The sequence below is a fragment of the Bradyrhizobium barranii subsp. barranii genome (genome assembly GCF_017565645.3).
Lineage (GTDB): Bacteria > Pseudomonadota > Alphaproteobacteria > Rhizobiales > Xanthobacteraceae > Bradyrhizobium > Bradyrhizobium barranii.
On the sequence record NZ_CP086136.1, the window covers coordinates 7,306,026 to 7,322,293 of the forward strand.

Consider the following 16,268-nt stretch of genomic DNA (forward strand, 5'->3'; position numbering starts at 1 on the left):
TGGTTCGGAGACGAGATCATGCCGCGTCGCGATCCGGCCGGCGCACGAGCAACCCGTTACGGGCCATCGCGGCGAGAATAGCATCGACATGCCGCTTCCAGGTATAGCGATTCAGGACCTCGGCGCGGGCCGCCTTCGCCACTCCGGCGGCCGCCGGCATGTCGTCCACGACCCGCCGCAATGTGTCCTTGAAGGCCTGCGCATTGCCCGGCTCGTAAAGGAATCCGCAAGGTGCTCCCGCCCCCGGCGGCAACGCCCCCAGCCGCGTGGCACCGCGTCCGGCGATGACATCCTCGATCTGGCCGAGCGCCGATGCGACGATCGCCTTCTCCATCGCCATATACTCGAACAATTTGGTCGGCGATCCAAAAAATCCGGAGCCGTCCGCGTTCGGCACGTGAGGCGAGAGCAGCAGGTCCGCGCAGGCCAGATATCTGGGGGCTTCCGATTGCGCCACCAGGCCCGTCAGCGTGACAAAGCGCGTGATCTCGGGTGGTCCGACCAGCCGACGCACCTCGGGCATCTTCAGACCGTCGCCCACCAGCATGAAATGCAACTTGCTCCGCTCGAGCCAGGCGGCGTCGTTGCGCGCGAGGTCACTGATGCATTCGGCGAGAAACTCGATGCCATGCCACTGCCCGAATGTTCCGATGAACCCGGCGACCAGCGCATCTTTCGGGATGCCATGCTGCCGCTTCAGATCGGCGAGATCGTCCGTCGAGAATCTCGTGGAATCAAAAGCGGCCGGATCGACACAGTTGGGATAGACGAGAATCCGGCTATCGGGAATTCCTCTCCGCTTCAGCTCATCCCCCAACTCGTCCGAAACGGTGACGATCAAATCCGCAGCCTCCAGCGCGACTGCTTCTGCTTTCTCTGCGGCCCCGTGCAGGCGGAGCCGCGTTCCCCAATTCGCGGACGCCCAGGCCTCGGATCCGTTGAATTCGACGACGACCGGCACGTTCAAGCGGCGCCCCAGATGAGGCCCGGTAAAATCGTGCAGAGAAAATCGTTGATAGATGAACGACCATGGATTGGAGCTGTGCAGCGGAACGATTCTTTTCTCGATCGCCTCCGCATACGGATAGAAATTCAGCTCTGCCGGCATCGCAAGCAGCCCATCGGGCTGCAACTTCAGCCAGCGCGCGCCTGCGCGATCCGTGGGCAGCGACTTGAGACTTGCGTAGTCCACCTCGAAGGCGTTGTCGAGAAATCCCCCGATGACGCCCGCCGTGTGACCGACCGAGCCGCCGACGGCCGCGCCAAGCGAGATGTTGGCATCGAGATAGAGAATGCGCGCGCCGCCGCTGGGTGGGACCCGACGGGGCATCGGCAACCGTCTCATCGCCTCTCCCTCGCGCAAACGGCGGACAAGAGCACGGCGGGACGATAGGGTATCGACGCCGAGCTGCAGCAAGTTCTGCAGCCCGCCAAGCCGCCCGAGAGCCTCGACCCGCAAATCGGGCCAGACAACCGCAAGTGAGCCGACCCGGGTCAATGCAGCCGCGATCGAGAGCGGTGCAATCAGCGCCGTGGAAACCTCGCTTTCCAGCGCGATGACCAGCTTATCGGCACGGAGACTGCGCAACTGCCGAAGCGCCGCGACGGGCGACAATTTGCGCAGGTTCGCCGCGTCATAGTAGCTGTCCACCGGTCCGCAGACCTCCGTGATTCGATCGGCAAACGATCTCGTCACGGGATGGAAGCTCATGACGATCAGCTTGGGTCTTGTGGAAAGGTCAGGACTCATTAGTTTCGCGGACGGGTTGGACATCTGGGTCAGGCTATACTAGCAATAGAGCGTCAAGACCAGCGCCCAGGAGCCTCCCGCAAGGTTCGCGCGCCGCAGGCCCAAGCCATTCAGTTCCCGTCATTTTACCGGGACTCCGAAGACCCCGCCCCCCCCCCCGCTAAAGCCCCGCGAATACGGTCCACGTGCTTACCGTCCCCCTTGGTCGCCGAGACGCACTGTCTCGCGCCATCGCTGGTACTGGCGAAACGACACATCAAGCCATCGTGCGAACAGCCGGACGCCAGGCAATTGAGCTGCCCCGCCATTGCCTGGATATCGTGACGCACGTCGATGCCAGTGCACCAGGCCGTGCTGTTCGGCAGATCCTGACCGTGATCCCGACGGAGCCCGGTAACTTTGCGCGGCTGTTGACGAGGTCTTCAGCAAACCACCTCAACCGCCGCACGCGTTGAACTTCCCTAGCTGTCAGGATACGTTGCTCTGGGGTTGTTGAAGTGAGATCGGGAGTAATGGCCGAGTCCGTCAATTCAGTGCATCGCGGGCTTGCCGGCCTGTTCGATCGAGACCAAAAGCGTCCGCTACTGCTCGGGCTTCTGATCTGTCTTCATATCGTAATCTGCGACGCCTCACTTCGCATATCATTTCCGTTCTATCGATCGGAATATGTGATGTACGACCCGGCGGGACTTACAAACGCGATAGCGGCGACAGCGATCTTCTGCCTCATTGCTCCGCTCTTCGTTTTTACCCGCTTCAGCTTCGGTTATCTCTGCGGATTCTACCTGTTCACCATGGTGGCCGGCTTTCTCTGGCTGAACTCGTTCTCGAAGCTTCAGTACGACCATGTCGCCGCAGGTATCTCCGCGGGCTTGTCTTGCCTGACCTTCCTGCTGCCTGCCCTTCTCATCACCCCCCGGATCGGCCGCCCTTTCGAGATCTCGGAGCGAAGCTTCGAACGCATCCTCCACGTCATCGTCGCGTTCTGTCTCGCAACGTCGATAGCAGCGGCCACATACGGCTTCCGCGTCGTCGCGATCAACGACATCTACCAATATCGCGCCGAGCTGCAGTTTCCGACTGCGCTGAACTACGCCATCGCATCGACCATGACCGTACTGATCCCGTTCGCCTATGCGTGCTTCGCCCTGCGGCATCGATACTGGATGGCAGCGGCGATGCTCGCCATCGCGATCTCATTTTATCCGAGCACGTTCACCAAGATCGCGCTGTTCACGCCGGCTTGGCTGCTTTGCATGACGCTGCTTTCGATATTCCTCGGACGGATCGCAACGATCCTGTCCCTGTTTCTGCCGGTTCTCGCCGGCGTGCTTCTCATCATCACAATCGGCGAGCCGATGAGGCGCTATTTCGGCATCGTCAATGCCAGAATGCTGAGCGTTCCGTCGGTAGCAATGGATGTCTACAACGAGTACTTCGCCCAGCACGAGCTGACCCATTTTTGTCAGATCTGGCTCCTGAAGCCCTTCGTTAGCTGTGCACTGAAACAGCAAATCTCCGTCGAGATGAACAGCACCTACCCGCTGGGTTTCCTCAATGCTTCCTTGTTCGCCACGGAGGGCATCGCATCCGTCGGCCTTTGGGCAGCTCCCCTGGTGACATTCGCCTGCGGGCTGGTCATTGGTTTCGGCAACCGGCTATCGGCAGGCCTGTCGGAACGCTTCATCCTCATATCCGCGGCCATCGTGCCACAGGTCATCACAAACGTCCCATTCTCGACGCTGATACTGACCCACGGCCTCTGGCTTCTGTTCCTGCTCTGGTACTTGACCCCGCGAACGCTGTTCGGCGGTCCTGCCGAACCTTGAGGCCCGGTCGCGCCCAAGCTCGATTCGCCATGGCGAAATCGTTGAAGCGGGACGAACCTTCGTAGCAGTCTAGGCCCGCCGGCTGGCCGGCTCGAACCTGCCGGCTCTTGCCAGGGTGAGAAGAATCTCAACCATGACGCCAAACAGCAAGACAAGAAAAATCTTCACCGGAAAAAGATATAGTTCGGCGTAATGAAAAAGAGCCGCCTGCCCGAGAAAAGTGGCAACAAACACGGCACTCACGCTGAATACCGCATCGTAGGAAGACCAGCCTGCAGAGTAGCGCACAAGTGAAAGCCGCGCCCAGGCGAAAACGCCAGAAACGACGATGAGAAGGTAGATCATATTGTAGGTGGTGAGCGCCTTCATCACCTTCTTCAGATAGATCGTGATCACTTCGATCGGATGGTGAAGGACAATCTCGAAATACTTCCGCTTCAGTATCGAATAATATTCAGCCGACAGATACAGCGTGCCGGGGCTGACCTCCTTGACGGCCCGGACACCGTCGTCATCGTTCCACACGATTCCGAACGGGTTCTCGACGACACCCAGACCGATATACAGATTGTGCCACGCCCCGTGCTGCTCCATCCGGGTGGACGGCGCGATATCGAAGACGGCATCGCGAGCGCGAAGGATGGAGTACGGCGTCAAGATCGTCAGAACGGTTGTGACGACAACGACGAGATGGGCCAGCCCCACATGCCGCATCTTCATGAGTGAACAAAAATAACTGACGCCAAGGGCGAGAAGAGCGGCCACAACCCCCATAAGCCCGATCGCCTCGCGGAAAACCATTCCGACAGCCAGACCAAGCAGACCGGCGAACATCCATAGCCACCAGCTGGTGCGCGATGGGCCGGTGGATGGAATTCCGAGAATCGCCAACGGCAGCAATGCCACCAGACAGGCGACACCCAGGTGGCCTGGATGTGGCCCAAGCGAATGATGCTTGTTGGCGATCACGGCCCCGACGGTCAGGACGAGAAACGACAGAAACGGCAACCGCAGACGAAAAAGCAGACCCGCCAGACTTACAAGTCCGACATAGTTCAGGATCGTATTCACTCTCGAGACGTCGTTTTCGGTTACGACCGTACCGCTGAGGGCAGCATAGAGATCCAGAACCAGAGGCGGTCCTGGATCATCCCCCGCCGAGAGGTCCGCGATAGGCAAGAGACGTTCCCCCTGACAAATGGCTAGGATGGCCTTCGTTGTTCGCGCACAATCGGCGCTTTTCACCCATATGGCGGCAGAGGACCAGGAATGCTCGAGCTTGCCAGCCTTGTTCAGGGAAAGAAGGAAGGCCGGAACGAAAAAAAGCATCAGAGCCGCCAGGAGCAGCGTGACCGGAATCGGCCGGCGGTCCAGTCGTGCAATGAGCTCGCGCAACGGTTCAGCCCCCTTTCAAGATACACTATTGATGACTGGCGCCGCACTGCGGCTCGCGGCTGCTTTGACGATAGACGTAGGCGATCGCGCCTCCGGCGCTGCCTTCCGCAATATACTGATTATCGATTCTCGGCCCGGGCACGATCTCGCGCGGTGGTCGCGTTCGTACCCGCAGTGCAGGACGTTCGAAGACCTTGCATCGTGCAGGTGACGAGAGATACCCCCGATAGCGTTCGATGATCGGACCGACACTTTGCGCGAGCTCTGCCTGACGCACCCTACGATTGTCGCTCGCCGGATACCATGCATCGCGAAAGCTGAACAGGTAGCTGAGATTTGGTCCGGCCCGCTGCTGGATCTCTGCGCTCAGCAACTGCTCTGCCGTCTCGGGATTCACGTCCGTCCGGAACCAGTGCTCGAACAGCTCATTCTCGTAGTGGCTGGGATCGGCGCTCCTGGCCTCCGGCTCCATGTTCGGAATGAAGCTCATGGCAACCCGGTAGAAAGTCAGAACGACATCGTAGCGATTGTTCGTTCTGACCTGCAGCATCGGCGCAATACCCGCGTCATCCAATACCAGGCTCGCCCGGCTCGCCGTATCGGTGTCGACAGCCTGCAACGCCCGGACGATGGCGATGGACTCCATGTTGTAGGCCCGCCAGGTCGAGAACGCGGTCCGCTCCGCCCGCACGACGACGAGAACAATGAGAGCCGAACATATCCACAGCACCGGTGCAGGAAGCGACAGCCGCCTGGTGTAAGACGGCGCGATGACGGAAAGGGCAGCGACAACGCCGAACAGGAGTACCGGATAGCTGACCGTGCGCTCCCAATCCCGAGCGCTGAACATCACGCCGGTTACGATCTGCTGATTGCTCAACACCAGGGGGATGGCCAGACAACCCAAGGTCAGAAAAGCCAGCGGCTCCCTGCATCCTCGCAAGATCATCCAGAAGCCAAAGGCGGCGCTGAAGACGAGGCTGCCTATAACCGCAGGCGTTATGATCGGCAAACGCGTCGGGTAGGTAAGGCCGGCGAGCATGCCCGACGTTGTCTGACCGCCATTGTGATCCCAATAGACCGCACTGAGCGACACCAGTGCCGCTCCGAGCAAACCGGCTGCAATCGGGATGGCCGAGATCTGCCTGAAATATCCCTGCACTAGCAGGAATCCGGCGGCGATAGTCGCCACCGGCAGCGTCACGAACGTGTACCCGATCGGAAGCAGCGACAAGGTTATGACCGCGGCCACAAGAGCTGCCCGTTCTCGGAGTCCGGTGACGACGGCGAAACGCGCGAGAAGCCCGAGGCTCAGGAACATGAGCACAAAGCTGACCTGCGGCTCCGGCGTCCTGAGGATTGCGAGAAAGCTCGTCTCATAGGACGGGACAAGCCTGGGGTGCACCAACCCCACGATCTGGGAAAACCGCGAGATATTGAACTGGCCCGACGTCCAGAGAATCAGATTGCCCAGCGAAAACATGTCATTCGCAAAAACGAGCAGCAGTGCCGCCAGCACCCTCGCGGAGCGGCTCGACACGACCTGACTGACGGCGAAATAGGCGGCGCAGCTCGCCAGGAACGGAAACACAAAATCCGATGCAGCCAGCGTCGCGTCCAGCGAGGATCCGCAGATGCGATAAATGGCGCTGAGCGCAAAGCCGGACAGCGCGCGCGTCGACCTCAACGTTCCCAGCAACCAGCTCAGAACGTAGGTGTCCTCATCATAGGCACCGTGAAAGTACCGAAACTCGCCAATCTCGCTGGCGAATTGCAGGTGCGGCCAAAGCCCCAGGAGTCCGACGAAGGTCGCGACCAGGCCGGCTGCCAACAAGTCAGCTCGCGACAAAGCGCAAGGCAATGGACGGTTCTTTGTCACGTCGACTTCCAATTGAAGGCAAGAACGTCGGAGGCGAATGCGGACGATCGCTCAGTTCGCCCCTTCTGCAGTGATTGCCTCGTGCATGGGCCCTTTCACCGAACTTAGCACATTCGCATCCATAAATCGCAAGCCGTGGGGCGAAGAACCGGTCAGCTGCCGGCCGCGAGCGCCCGTTTCAGGTCCTCCTGCACCGCAAGCAAGCCCGAGACGTCCCACCCCGGTAACGCTGCGTCCGTCGCCCCCGTCACCTGAGACAGGAACGCTCCAAGCTCCAGTCGCAAAGTGCTGGCCATCACCGACATACGCGGATCAAGCGCGTGCGGCTGGCCGTTGATCGTCATCAGCCCATGGGCGCCGCTAAAGTCGACCGACGCGTGACCGGATTTGGTCCGGATCTCCAGCAGCCGTCGACGCGCTGTCGCTCTGGTGTCACAGCGAAATTCGTGGCGCCCTCCCTGGTCGTCGCGGAATTCGATATGTCCCCGACAGCCATCCGGACTTTCCTGCGCTGCGCCAATCCGAAGGCCGGCCTTCGGGGCAAAGACCCGGAAGATCGAAAGGGCATGAGGCATCAAGTCGTACAGCAACCCCGTCTCCTCGTGCCGGGCCTTCGTCGCGCCATGTCGCACTTCGTTTTCGACGTCTTCCCATATCAGCGTCATATCTGCGCCGTCGGCGCCGGCGAATTCCTCAGACAATTGATGAAAGGCCGGAAGGTAGGCGAATTCCGTGCCCACCGCGAGAATACGCTTCCTGTGCTGAGCTGCTGCCACCAGCGCCCGTCCGCTTTCCGGATCGACGCCGACCGGCTTTTCGACAAGAACGTGCAGACCATGTTCGAGCGCGTCAATCCCGTCGCGTATGTGATCGCGTGGCCGGCTCGATATGATCGCCGCTTGCGGTTGCCGATCGGCAAGCATGGCCTCGGCAACCGTAGCCACCACCGTCAGGCCTGCGAGCTCGGAGCGCGCGGCGGCCCATGTCCGCACTTCATCGGGCTGGCTGCGGGCAGCCAGAACGACACCTTCCGCAGAACCGCGCGCGGCGACGACGACCGAAAGCCAGGTCCGGCCCCAGCGACCGCCGCCAACGACCACAAGCGGAATGGGCAAGGCCGCCGCGCGCCAGAAGTCAGCCAGTTGCAGAGCAATCGTGGTCAGATGCGTCCCTCCCGCTTCAGGCCGGCGGTTTCACGCCGCTGAGGTAGTATTGGGCGCCGAACGGAAGATGCCCCAAAAACGAGTCGAGGCGGCTGAGGAATTGGCCGGCGGGCGGCACCGAAATGATCGTTTTCGTTTCGACCTTGGCAAAGCCGGCGTCCGCAAACATTCGCCGCAGCTTCCCGGGCCGCAACAACACCGCGTCCTTGTCGATGTCGCAGGTCTTCACAATGTACTGTGTCGCCGGGTTATAGGGATTGTGCTCGAATACGAGCACCAGCCCGCCGGCCTTTGTCACGCGAAATATCTCCGCGACGAACCCCGTCCATTGCGGCGGCGGCACATGATGCATGACGCATACGGTGAACACGATGGAGAATTGCCCGTCGCGATAAGGCAGTCGGGCTCCGTCAAACGTCGAATAGTGCACGAAAGGATGCCGCGCCGCTGCAAGCTCGACGCTCTGCGCCGATACGTCGATGCCGTGCAGTTCGCGGAACTTTCCTTCGAGGCCGGGATGATACGCGCCGAGCCCGCAGCCGAGGTCCAGAACATCCAGCTCTGTCTGATCAGGAAAATGCTCTCTGCCGAGCCGCAAGATGTGCTCGCGCTTGATGTCGATGTAGAACGAGTGCTCACGCCCGGCAAAGGCAAGCGCCGAATTGATCTTGTCCTCGTAGTCGCCGGCGACGTTGTCAAAATCCGTCGCGACCTGTGCCTGCGTCACCTGAGAGGTCTTCTGTTCGGTCATTCCGACTCTCCCGTTGCAACAGTCTGCTCGCGCCTGCCGCGGACGGCAAACACCCAGCCGCGCAGCAGGAAGAAATTCAGCACGGGTATGATCATGCAAACGCCAATTGCACCGGTCAGATAGGGCCAATGCAGCAGGTCGACGCTAAGCGCCATCACGCACCAGGAAACCAAAAGCCCGGCCAGGGACATAACCACGAAGCGAGCAACCTGGTCGAAGGAATGGCCATCGACCCGGAAGGTGAAGCAGCTCTGCATCAGGTACGAGATGGCGACCGAGATGACGTACGCGCACACCGACGAGAGGACCGGCGTCATCATGCGCGAAAGCACGAACGCGTTCGTAAGCACGAAATACGCGAGCGTGGTCGTCACGCCGGACACGCCAAAGCGCATGATCAGGCGCATGGAGGATGACGTCATCAGTGCGAATAAGCCGGACGTGGTGCCGGTGCCGTTCATCGGAGCAAATTCCGTTCGACGCTGTCGATCTGCTCGTCGAAATTGATCAGGTCGGAAATGATCGTCGGCGGCCGCAACCGGACCTGATCGTAAATTCGCCCGACATAGATACCCAGCACGCCGAGGAAAAGGCTGTTCAACCCAATCCCGAACAGGATGAGGATCTGCGTGGTCGTGAATCCCGGCGGAACGATCTGGTGAGAGAACAACCTGACGACGAGATAGAAAGTCGCGAGCAGGACAGCGGCCAGCGCGATCACCAAGCCCATATAGAACGATACCCGCAGAGGCAGGCTCGAGTGCGCGATGATGCCGTCCATGGCCAGACGCACCAGGCTTCCAAATCGAAACTTGCTCTCGTTGTGCAACCGCGCAGCGCGATCGAAGGGAATGCCGGTCTGGCGCCTGGCGAGCGAGGAAATGAGACCGCGCAGATACATATGCGGCTCGTGAATCGGACGGAGCCGCTCGATCACGGACCGGTCAATCAGGCGGAAATCGCCACCATCCGGAATGAGATGAGGCCCGCCAATCCGCCGCATGAAGCGGTAATAGGCCCGCCTCGCGCGCCGCAGGAGCAAAGTCTCTTTCCGGCTCCTGCGTACCCCGACCACGACGTCAAAGCCTTCGCGCCATTTTTGCAGAAAGGGACCGAACATCGACGGCGGGTCCTGAAGATCCGCGTCGATCTGGATCGCGGCCGCTCCGCGCGCCAGCCGATAGCCGGTCAGAACGGACTGCTGAAAACCGAAATTCCTTGCAAAGCGGGCGATCCGCACGCTCGGATCGTGGGCGGCAATGCTGGAGAGCTTCCCGAAGGTGGAGTCGGTGGAGTGATTGTCGGTGAACAGAATTTCGAACTGATAGTCCTTCAGCTCCGCCGTAACCCGCTTCAACTCCGAATATGTCCGATCGACGTTGTCTTCTTCATTGAACACGGGAACGATGATCGAAATGAGGGGCCTGCTCAAGGAGTCAGGTCCCCCATTTGCGGATTCGGCATTCACCCCTGACGTCGTCTCAGCCATCAAAGCCATTCCCGTCGCGCGCAGCACTAGGCCCGCTCAAACTCCTCTGGCGAAAATAGGTCGATGATCTGGCCGTCATATCCCTGCTTGCGCATGTACCCGTGAATTTCACCGGAGATGTGCCAGGCCAGATTGAGAAGCGGCACATCCCGGTTCGGGCGCTTGTCGAAGTCGTTGTCGGAAAGAATCGGGACGCGGGTGCCCGGGATGTAGTTTCCGATCTTCATCGAGCCTGGCTTCTCGTAGACCGCTTGCAGGGTGGCCTGATCGAGATCGAGCAGCTTCACCAGGATAGCCGCGCGGCCCGGAAAGGCCTTGCCGACGAGTGGACCATGGCGAGAAACGGCCGCTTCGATTTCGGCGCGCTTGCTCTTCTGCCACGCAGGTATCCGCTTCGCCATGTCGAGCAGGCGCTGCTCGAAGCCGCCTTCCGCGGCCCCCACCTTGGCGAGTTCGGGAGCAGCCTGCTCCTCACCGTCGCCTCGCCGCATCATGACGCGGATGTTGCCGCCATAGCGTGCCGGGAACTCCAGTGCCTCGATCCGAGCCTGAAGCGATTTGGCGATGTACCGGAAGGACGTCAAACCATAGGTGCGCGGATGCTCGTGATAGAAGGTATCGAATTGATATCGATCGAGCACGGAGCCGAGATAGTGGTTCTCGATGACCAGCAGCGTGCTCGGCCCCATTAGCGCGCCGACGGCCGAGAGAACGCTGCGCAGATCCTCGATATGCGCGAAAACATTGGTGAACGTGATGATGTCCGGCAGACCACCGCTTGCCGCAATCTTTTCAGCCAGCGAAGGCGCGAAGTAGTCCTGATAAACCGTGTGGCCGGCCTGTTTCGCGTCTGTGGCGGCGCCGGTCGGCTCGACGCCAACGGTTCTCGCGCCTCGTTCCCTGAAGATCGACAACAGGCTGCCGTCGTTGCACCCCACGTCGAGCACCAACAGACCTTTAAGTGAACCGACCTGCTTTTCGCATCGCTCCACCAGCTGACGCATTCCGTTCAGCACATCTGCGGTGTGCCGTGCTCTGTAGTGGTACGTACTCGGAAACAACGTCCGTTTCGGAACCTGATACGCCTGGTGAGCCGTCTTACAGGTCGGACAGAAGACGATATCTATCGGATATGTTTCAGGAATCGCCGGATTCCCGACCGGCACGAGATCGTCGCACAGCGGATGGCGTCCAAGATCCAGAACATCCTTGAGTTCGGACCCGCCGCACACCTCGCAACCTTTGATTGTACGCGCCATGGATAGTTCCAAATTGGGGGGGGGGGGGGGGGGGGGGGGGGGGGGGGAAGCAAGTCGCCTTATAAGTGAAGTCCGCGACATTGCAAACGTGCCATTTGATATCCACCGCCGCCCAGTGAAACCAGTGCTTCTCGCGACAGGACCGGTAGTCAAGTGCTGGCCACGCTTCTTCGTGTCCCTATCGTCGCCACGCATGTTAGGGCTATAAGAATCGGCAGCAGCAGCGTTGAGATTATGACGATATACCGTCCCGACATCGATGGGTTACGCGCGGTCGCCGTATTCCTGGTCCTTGGTTTTCATGCCTTTCCGGAAGTTGTCCCCGCCGGTTTTGTCGGAGTTGACATCTTCTTTGTCATTTCTGGATTCTTGATCACGGGCATCATTCTGGCAAATGACTTTTCATTTGCGGGCTTTTACGCGCGCAGGGCGCGTCGTCTGTTTCCGGCATTGCTGTTAGCCCGTCTTATTCGTAAGAGTGCGCCTGAGGGCTGGCGAGCGTGGTGTAAAGCGCTGATGCGGCGTAGGATTCGGTTGCGAAGCCACCCCATCACCTTCAACCGCGAACGCCACGCCCGCCATGACCGATGATACGATTCTGCCCTTCTCGTTTCCAGCCGTTCACGCCAAGAAAGTCACAGCTGCCTTCGATGGCGGTCGCCTGACCTCGAACGGGGGCGTGATGCTTCTGGCGATGGCCGAGCGGCGTCTCGGCTTGGCCGACAATCTGGCCCGGGTGTTCCCGGATCGGCGCGATCCGACGCGGGTCGTGCACAGCCTTGTCGATATGTTCCGCGCGCGCATGTTCGCGATCTGCTGCGGCTACGAGGACGCCGACGACCTCGATCATCTGCGGTCCGATCCCGCATTCAAGCTGGCCTGCGGACGGCTGCCGGACACGGGCCGCATGGATGGATAGCTACCCGCGCGAGCCGGCATCCGTCACGCTCGACATCGATGATACCTGCGACGTCGTCCACGGCCATCAGCAGCTCTCGCTGTTCAACGCTCATTATGACGAACGCTGCTTCCTGCCGATCCACGTCTACGACACGGAGAAGAGCCGGCCCGTGGCCGTCGTGCTGCGGCCCGGCAAGACGCCGGGCGGCGTCGAGGTGCGTGCCCATCTGCGCCGCCTGGTACGGCATATCCGGACGCGATGGCACAACACGCAAATTACGTTCCGTGGCGACGGGCACTATGCCCGGCCGGAGGCCATGGCGTGGTGCGAGACCAACGGCATCGACTACATCTTCGGTCTGTCCGGCACCAAGCCTCTCGCCAGAAAAGTCGACGAGGTCGCCGACGACATCCGCACGCGACGCGCCATCGAGAACCTGCCGGTTCTGCGTGGCTATACCGAGACGCGCCACAAGGCAAAGTCCTGGGATCGCGAACGGCGCACTGTCGCCCGTATTGAGGCGACGATGCTCGGCCTCGACATCCGCTTCGTCGTCACCAGCCTCGATGTCGGCTCGGCCGAGTGGATCTACGACAGCCTGTATTGCGCGCGCGGCCAAGCCGAGAATCTGATCAAGCTGCATAAGACGCAGCTCGCCTCCGATCGCACCAGCTGCCGTTCGGCGCTCGCCAACCAGGTCCGTCTCGTGCTCCATACGGCCGCTTATTGGCTGATGCTGACCGTGCGCGACGCCATTCCCAAAGCCCGGGAATTGGCCGCTGCCGAGTTCGCGACGCTGCGTCTTCGGCTCTTGAAAATCGCCGCCCGTGTCGTCGAGACCACGAGCCGCATTCGCCTTGCGTTTGCCGCGGCATGTCCCGAAGCCGACCTGATCTGCGGCTTGCCCGGCGCGCTGCTGCCGCTCGGTCCTTGACCGGCGGGGCGTCCGCCCCCGTTCGCCCAACCCATCCCTCAAGCGCGTTGCAAAGTACCGGTCGTCAGGCGGCGAAAAGCCGAAGGCAATCCTGTGCGCCTCGTCAGACAAGATGTGCGGCCGCATCAATCGGGCCCAAATGCCGCACTCTCACGAATAGGACGGGTTAGTAACCACGACCGCGCTGAGCTTCGGCTGGGTCTTTTTGACGCCCAGCCTTTTCGAAGCGCTGGGGAAACAAGTGGCCGCTGCAGCCTTATTCCTACCCAACTTGCTGTTCTGGACCGAAACGGGCTATTTCGATCTTGCCGCATCGACAAAGCCGCTCCTGCATCTCTGGTCGCTCGGGGTCGAAGAACAGTTCTATCTGGTCTGGCCGGTATTGATGCTGATCGGCGTGAGATTCCGTCTCCGAATGGAATGGATGCTTCTCGCCATTACTCTGCTGTCACTTCTGCACTGCTGGAGTCTCAGCCATTTCGGCCACACCTCTGCAGCTTTCTACTCGCCGCTTGCGCGGGCTTGGGAATTGTCGGCGGGCGGTTTGTTGGCGGTGATGAGAACGGGAAGCGCCAAGTCTGCCAACTCTACAATCTTTGTCATCGTTGGAGTGTCGATGATCGCGCTCGTCGCCTTCCTTGGCATCGGCCAGGCGGCTTGGCCGAACAAGTTCGCGTTGGCGATCGTTGCCGGGTCGATGCTTGCGATCCGTTACGGCGCAACATCGAGACTTGCGACGCGGACGCTGGGTAGCGGCTTGATGGTTTTCCTGGGCAGGATCAGCTACCCGCTCTATTTATGGCATTGGCCAATCCTGGTTTTCGCCTACATCAAGAATGGCACTACACTCGCGCCATGGCAGGCATCGGCGTGTTTGGTTGCGAGCATCTGTCTAGCAATCCTGACTTACCTGGCGGTCGAAGTGCCGCTCAAGAAGCATCTTCGACTTTCGCCTCTCGCGCGGGGCGCTGTCGCGTCGCTTGCCGTTGTCGGACTGGCCGGCTTTTCAATTGCATTTGCGCATGGAATCCCCAGCCGGCTACCCGACGCATTGCAAGCCGCTCTCGCCTACGAACGCTATGATTTCAAGACGGATGCCTACAATCCAGGGTGCTGGCTCGGAAATGAGGAGGATACTTCCAAGCTGCTGCCGGTATGCCTAAAGACAAATCGAAACGACGCGATCGTGATCTGGGGAGACTCGCATGCTGCGCGGCTTTCGCCTGGTCTTCGGGAGGTTTTCGGTTCGGAGCGCATTTCGCAGCTCACGAGAAATGGCTGCGCCCCCCTGCTCGGACTTGGCGAGCCCGTCGTCGGGATGTCGCGACGGCAATGCGGCGGTCTTCGAGCTAATTCGGAAACATCCTGCCCAGACTGTCATCTTATTTGGTGCCTGGCAGAATTATCCGAACGATTGGAAGACCGGCTCAGCGTATGCAGCCATGCTTGAGGACACGATCGCGAAGATAAGGGCAGCCGGCGTAGCCGAAATATTTGTCCTTGGGCCTGCTCCGAGATTCGATCCGAGCCTTCCCTCGCGCCTGCTGCAATCTTGGCTGCAGTACAGATCGGATATGTTGCCAGGCCGCTTGCAAATTGACCTCAGCAAGACACTTGCCATCGAGAACGGAATTGAACGCGTCGCCAGAGAGAATGGGACGCGGTACATAGAGCTGGCCCCGCAAATTCGGACAGTAGCTTGAGTGGATTTTCTGCCTGACAGCGGCGAGGATTCTTGCTGCGAATCAGGAGCGAAGATGACGAAGAAGAGCCGCCGGACGCATTCTCCGGCATTCAAGGCGAAGGTTGCTTTGGCTGCGGTCAAAGGCGACAAGACACTGGCGGAGCTGGCGCAACTGTTTGATGTTCATCCGAACCAGATCACGATCTGGAAAAACCAGCTCCTGGAAGGCGCCGCCGGCGTGTTTGGGCATGACAAGACATCGGCCGAGACGCCGGTCGATTTGAAGGCGTTACATGCCAAGATCGGCGAGCTGGCGTTGGAAAACGATTTTTTGTCCGGCGCGCTCACCAAGGCGGGCCTGCTGAGCGCAAAGCGATGATCGACCGCGATCATGATCTTTCTATCGTGCGCCAGGCGAAGGTCCTGAAGCTGGCTCGCAGCACGGTCTACTATGAACCTCGGCCAGTTTCGGCCGAGGACCTTGCCTTGATGCGTCGGCTCGATGAGCTGCATCTCGATTATCCCTTCGCGGGAGCGCGTATGCTGCGATCGTTGCTGCGGCGGGAGGGCGTATACGCCGGTCGCCGCCACATCGCGACGCTGATGAAGCGCATGGGGATCGAGGCGGTCTATCGTCGCCCGAACACGAGCAAGCCGGCTCCGGGTCACAAGATCTACCCGTACCTGTTGCGCGGATTGAAGATCGAGCGGCCCGACCATGCGTGGGCAATGGACATCACCTACATTCCGATGCGGCGTGGCTTCGTCTATCTCGCGGCGGTCGTCGATGTGTTCAGCCGACGGGTCCTGGCCCATCGCGTCTCGATCACAATGGAGGCGGCCTTCTGCGTCGAAGCGGTCCAGGAGGCGTTGGCGAAGCACGGCAGGCCCGAGATTTTCAACACGGATCAGGGCAGCCAGTTCACCAGCCTCGAGTTCACCGATGTGCTGCTGGACGCGAAGATCGCCATCAGCATGGACGGCAAGGGCGCCTGGCGCGACAACGTGTTTGTCGAGCGGCTCTGGCGCACGGTCAAATACGAAGAAGTATATCTCCGCGCCTACGACAGCGTGTCCGAGGCGCGAGCGTCAATTGCCAAGTATCTGGCCTTCTACAATCAGGGACGCCCTCACTCGAGCCTTGACGGGCGCACGCCCGACGAGGCTTACTTCGGCACGCAAGCTATGGTGATGGCCGCATGACCGTCGCCGACGGTTTTGTCGTCGCTCTGGT

At 60.4% G+C, this 16,268-nt stretch carries 10 protein-coding genes and 3 pseudogenes; 5 read left to right on the plus strand and 8 right to left on the minus strand.

Annotated features, from left to right (window positions below):
• Positions 1-16 precede the first annotated feature (16 nt).
• On the minus strand, positions 17-1,750 hold the full coding sequence (locus J4G43_RS35695) for a glycosyltransferase (protein WP_208087790.1): 1,734 nt from the start codon (positions 1,748-1,750) through the stop codon (positions 17-19).
• Between the two features lie 671 nt (positions 1,751-2,421).
• Between J4G43_RS35695 and J4G43_RS35700 the strand changes: the two genes are divergently transcribed.
• The gene (locus tag J4G43_RS35700) at positions 2,422-3,579 is read left to right on the plus strand and encodes a hypothetical protein (protein ID WP_208087791.1); all 1,158 of its coding nucleotides are present in this window, start codon (positions 2,422-2,424) and stop codon (positions 3,577-3,579) included.
• Positions 3,580-3,648: 69 nt separating this feature from the next.
• Here the strand turns inward: J4G43_RS35700 and J4G43_RS35705 are convergent, their stop codons facing one another.
• From J4G43_RS35705 to J4G43_RS35735, 7 genes are all read right to left on the minus strand, one after another.
• A complete protein-coding gene (locus J4G43_RS35705; protein ID WP_208087792.1) occupies positions 3,649-4,974 on the minus strand; it encodes a hypothetical protein in 1,326 nt (441 codons plus the stop codon).
• A 25-nt stretch (positions 4,975-4,999) separates the two neighbouring features.
• Entirely contained in the window at positions 5,000-6,805 is a 1,806-nt protein-coding gene (locus tag J4G43_RS35710) for a hypothetical protein (RefSeq protein WP_208087793.1), read from the minus strand.
• A gap of 200 nt (positions 6,806-7,005) precedes the next feature.
• Positions 7,006-7,968: a Gfo/Idh/MocA family protein gene (locus J4G43_RS35715; RefSeq protein WP_157789145.1), complete on the minus strand. Its 963-nt coding sequence runs from the start codon at positions 7,966-7,968 to the stop codon at positions 7,006-7,008.
• Positions 7,969-8,032: 64 nt separating this feature from the next.
• On the minus strand, positions 8,033-8,866 hold the full coding sequence (locus J4G43_RS35720) for a class I SAM-dependent methyltransferase (protein WP_208087794.1): 834 nt from the start codon (positions 8,864-8,866) through the stop codon (positions 8,033-8,035).
• The gene (locus tag J4G43_RS35725; RefSeq protein ID WP_038957506.1) at positions 8,764-9,228 is read right to left on the minus strand and encodes a GtrA family protein; all 465 of its coding nucleotides are present in this window, start codon (positions 9,226-9,228) and stop codon (positions 8,764-8,766) included. The genes J4G43_RS35720 and J4G43_RS35725 overlap by 103 nt, the downstream gene beginning before the upstream one ends.
• Positions 9,225-10,199 carry a glycosyltransferase family 2 protein gene (locus J4G43_RS35730; RefSeq protein WP_208087795.1) on the minus strand — a complete coding sequence of 325 codons (975 nt, stop codon included), beginning with the start codon at positions 10,197-10,199 and terminating at the stop codon, positions 9,225-9,227. Before J4G43_RS35730 ends, J4G43_RS35725 begins: the two co-directional genes overlap by 4 nt.
• 83 nt (positions 10,200-10,282) lie before the next feature.
• The gene (locus tag J4G43_RS35735; RefSeq protein WP_208087796.1) at positions 10,283-11,515 is read right to left on the minus strand and encodes a class I SAM-dependent methyltransferase; all 1,233 of its coding nucleotides are present in this window, start codon (positions 11,513-11,515) and stop codon (positions 10,283-10,285) included.
• 234 nt (positions 11,516-11,749) lie between these two features.
• Between J4G43_RS35735 and J4G43_RS35740 the strand changes: the two are divergent.
• From J4G43_RS35740 to J4G43_RS35755, 4 genes and pseudogenes are all read left to right on the plus strand, one after another.
• Positions 11,750-11,986 (plus strand): annotated as a pseudogene (locus tag J4G43_RS35740) (acyltransferase family protein); the annotation flags it as partial.
• A gap of 109 nt (positions 11,987-12,095) precedes the next feature.
• Positions 12,096-13,350, plus strand: a pseudogene (locus tag J4G43_RS35745) (IS1380 family transposase).
• 241 nt (positions 13,351-13,591) lie between these two features.
• A pseudogene (locus J4G43_RS35750) lies at positions 13,592-15,053 on the plus strand (acyltransferase family protein).
• Between the two features lie 54 nt (positions 15,054-15,107).
• A protein-coding gene (locus J4G43_RS35755; protein WP_129557670.1) for an IS3-like element ISRj2 family transposase occupies positions 15,108-16,237 on the plus strand; the annotation gives its coding sequence in 2 pieces (ribosomal slippage) (positions 15,108-15,360 and positions 15,360-16,237; 1,131 coding nt in all).
• Positions 16,238-16,268 lie beyond the last annotated feature (31 nt).

Excerpts from the sequence above, each read along its gene's own strand:
- J4G43_RS35735 (WP_208087796.1), bottom strand. The coding sequence starts at position 11,515 with ATGGCGCGTACAATCAAAGGTTGCGAGGTGTGCGGCGGGTCCGAACTC.
- J4G43_RS35695 (WP_208087790.1), bottom strand. The coding sequence starts at position 1,750 with ATGAGTCCTGACCTTTCCACAAGACCCAAGCTGATCGTCATGAGCTTC.
- J4G43_RS35700 (WP_208087791.1), top strand. The coding sequence starts at position 2,422 with ATGTACGACCCGGCGGGACTTACAAACGCGATAGCGGCGACAGCGATC.
- J4G43_RS35725 (WP_038957506.1), bottom strand. The coding sequence starts at position 9,228 with ATGAACGGCACCGGCACCACGTCCGGCTTATTCGCACTGATGACGTCA.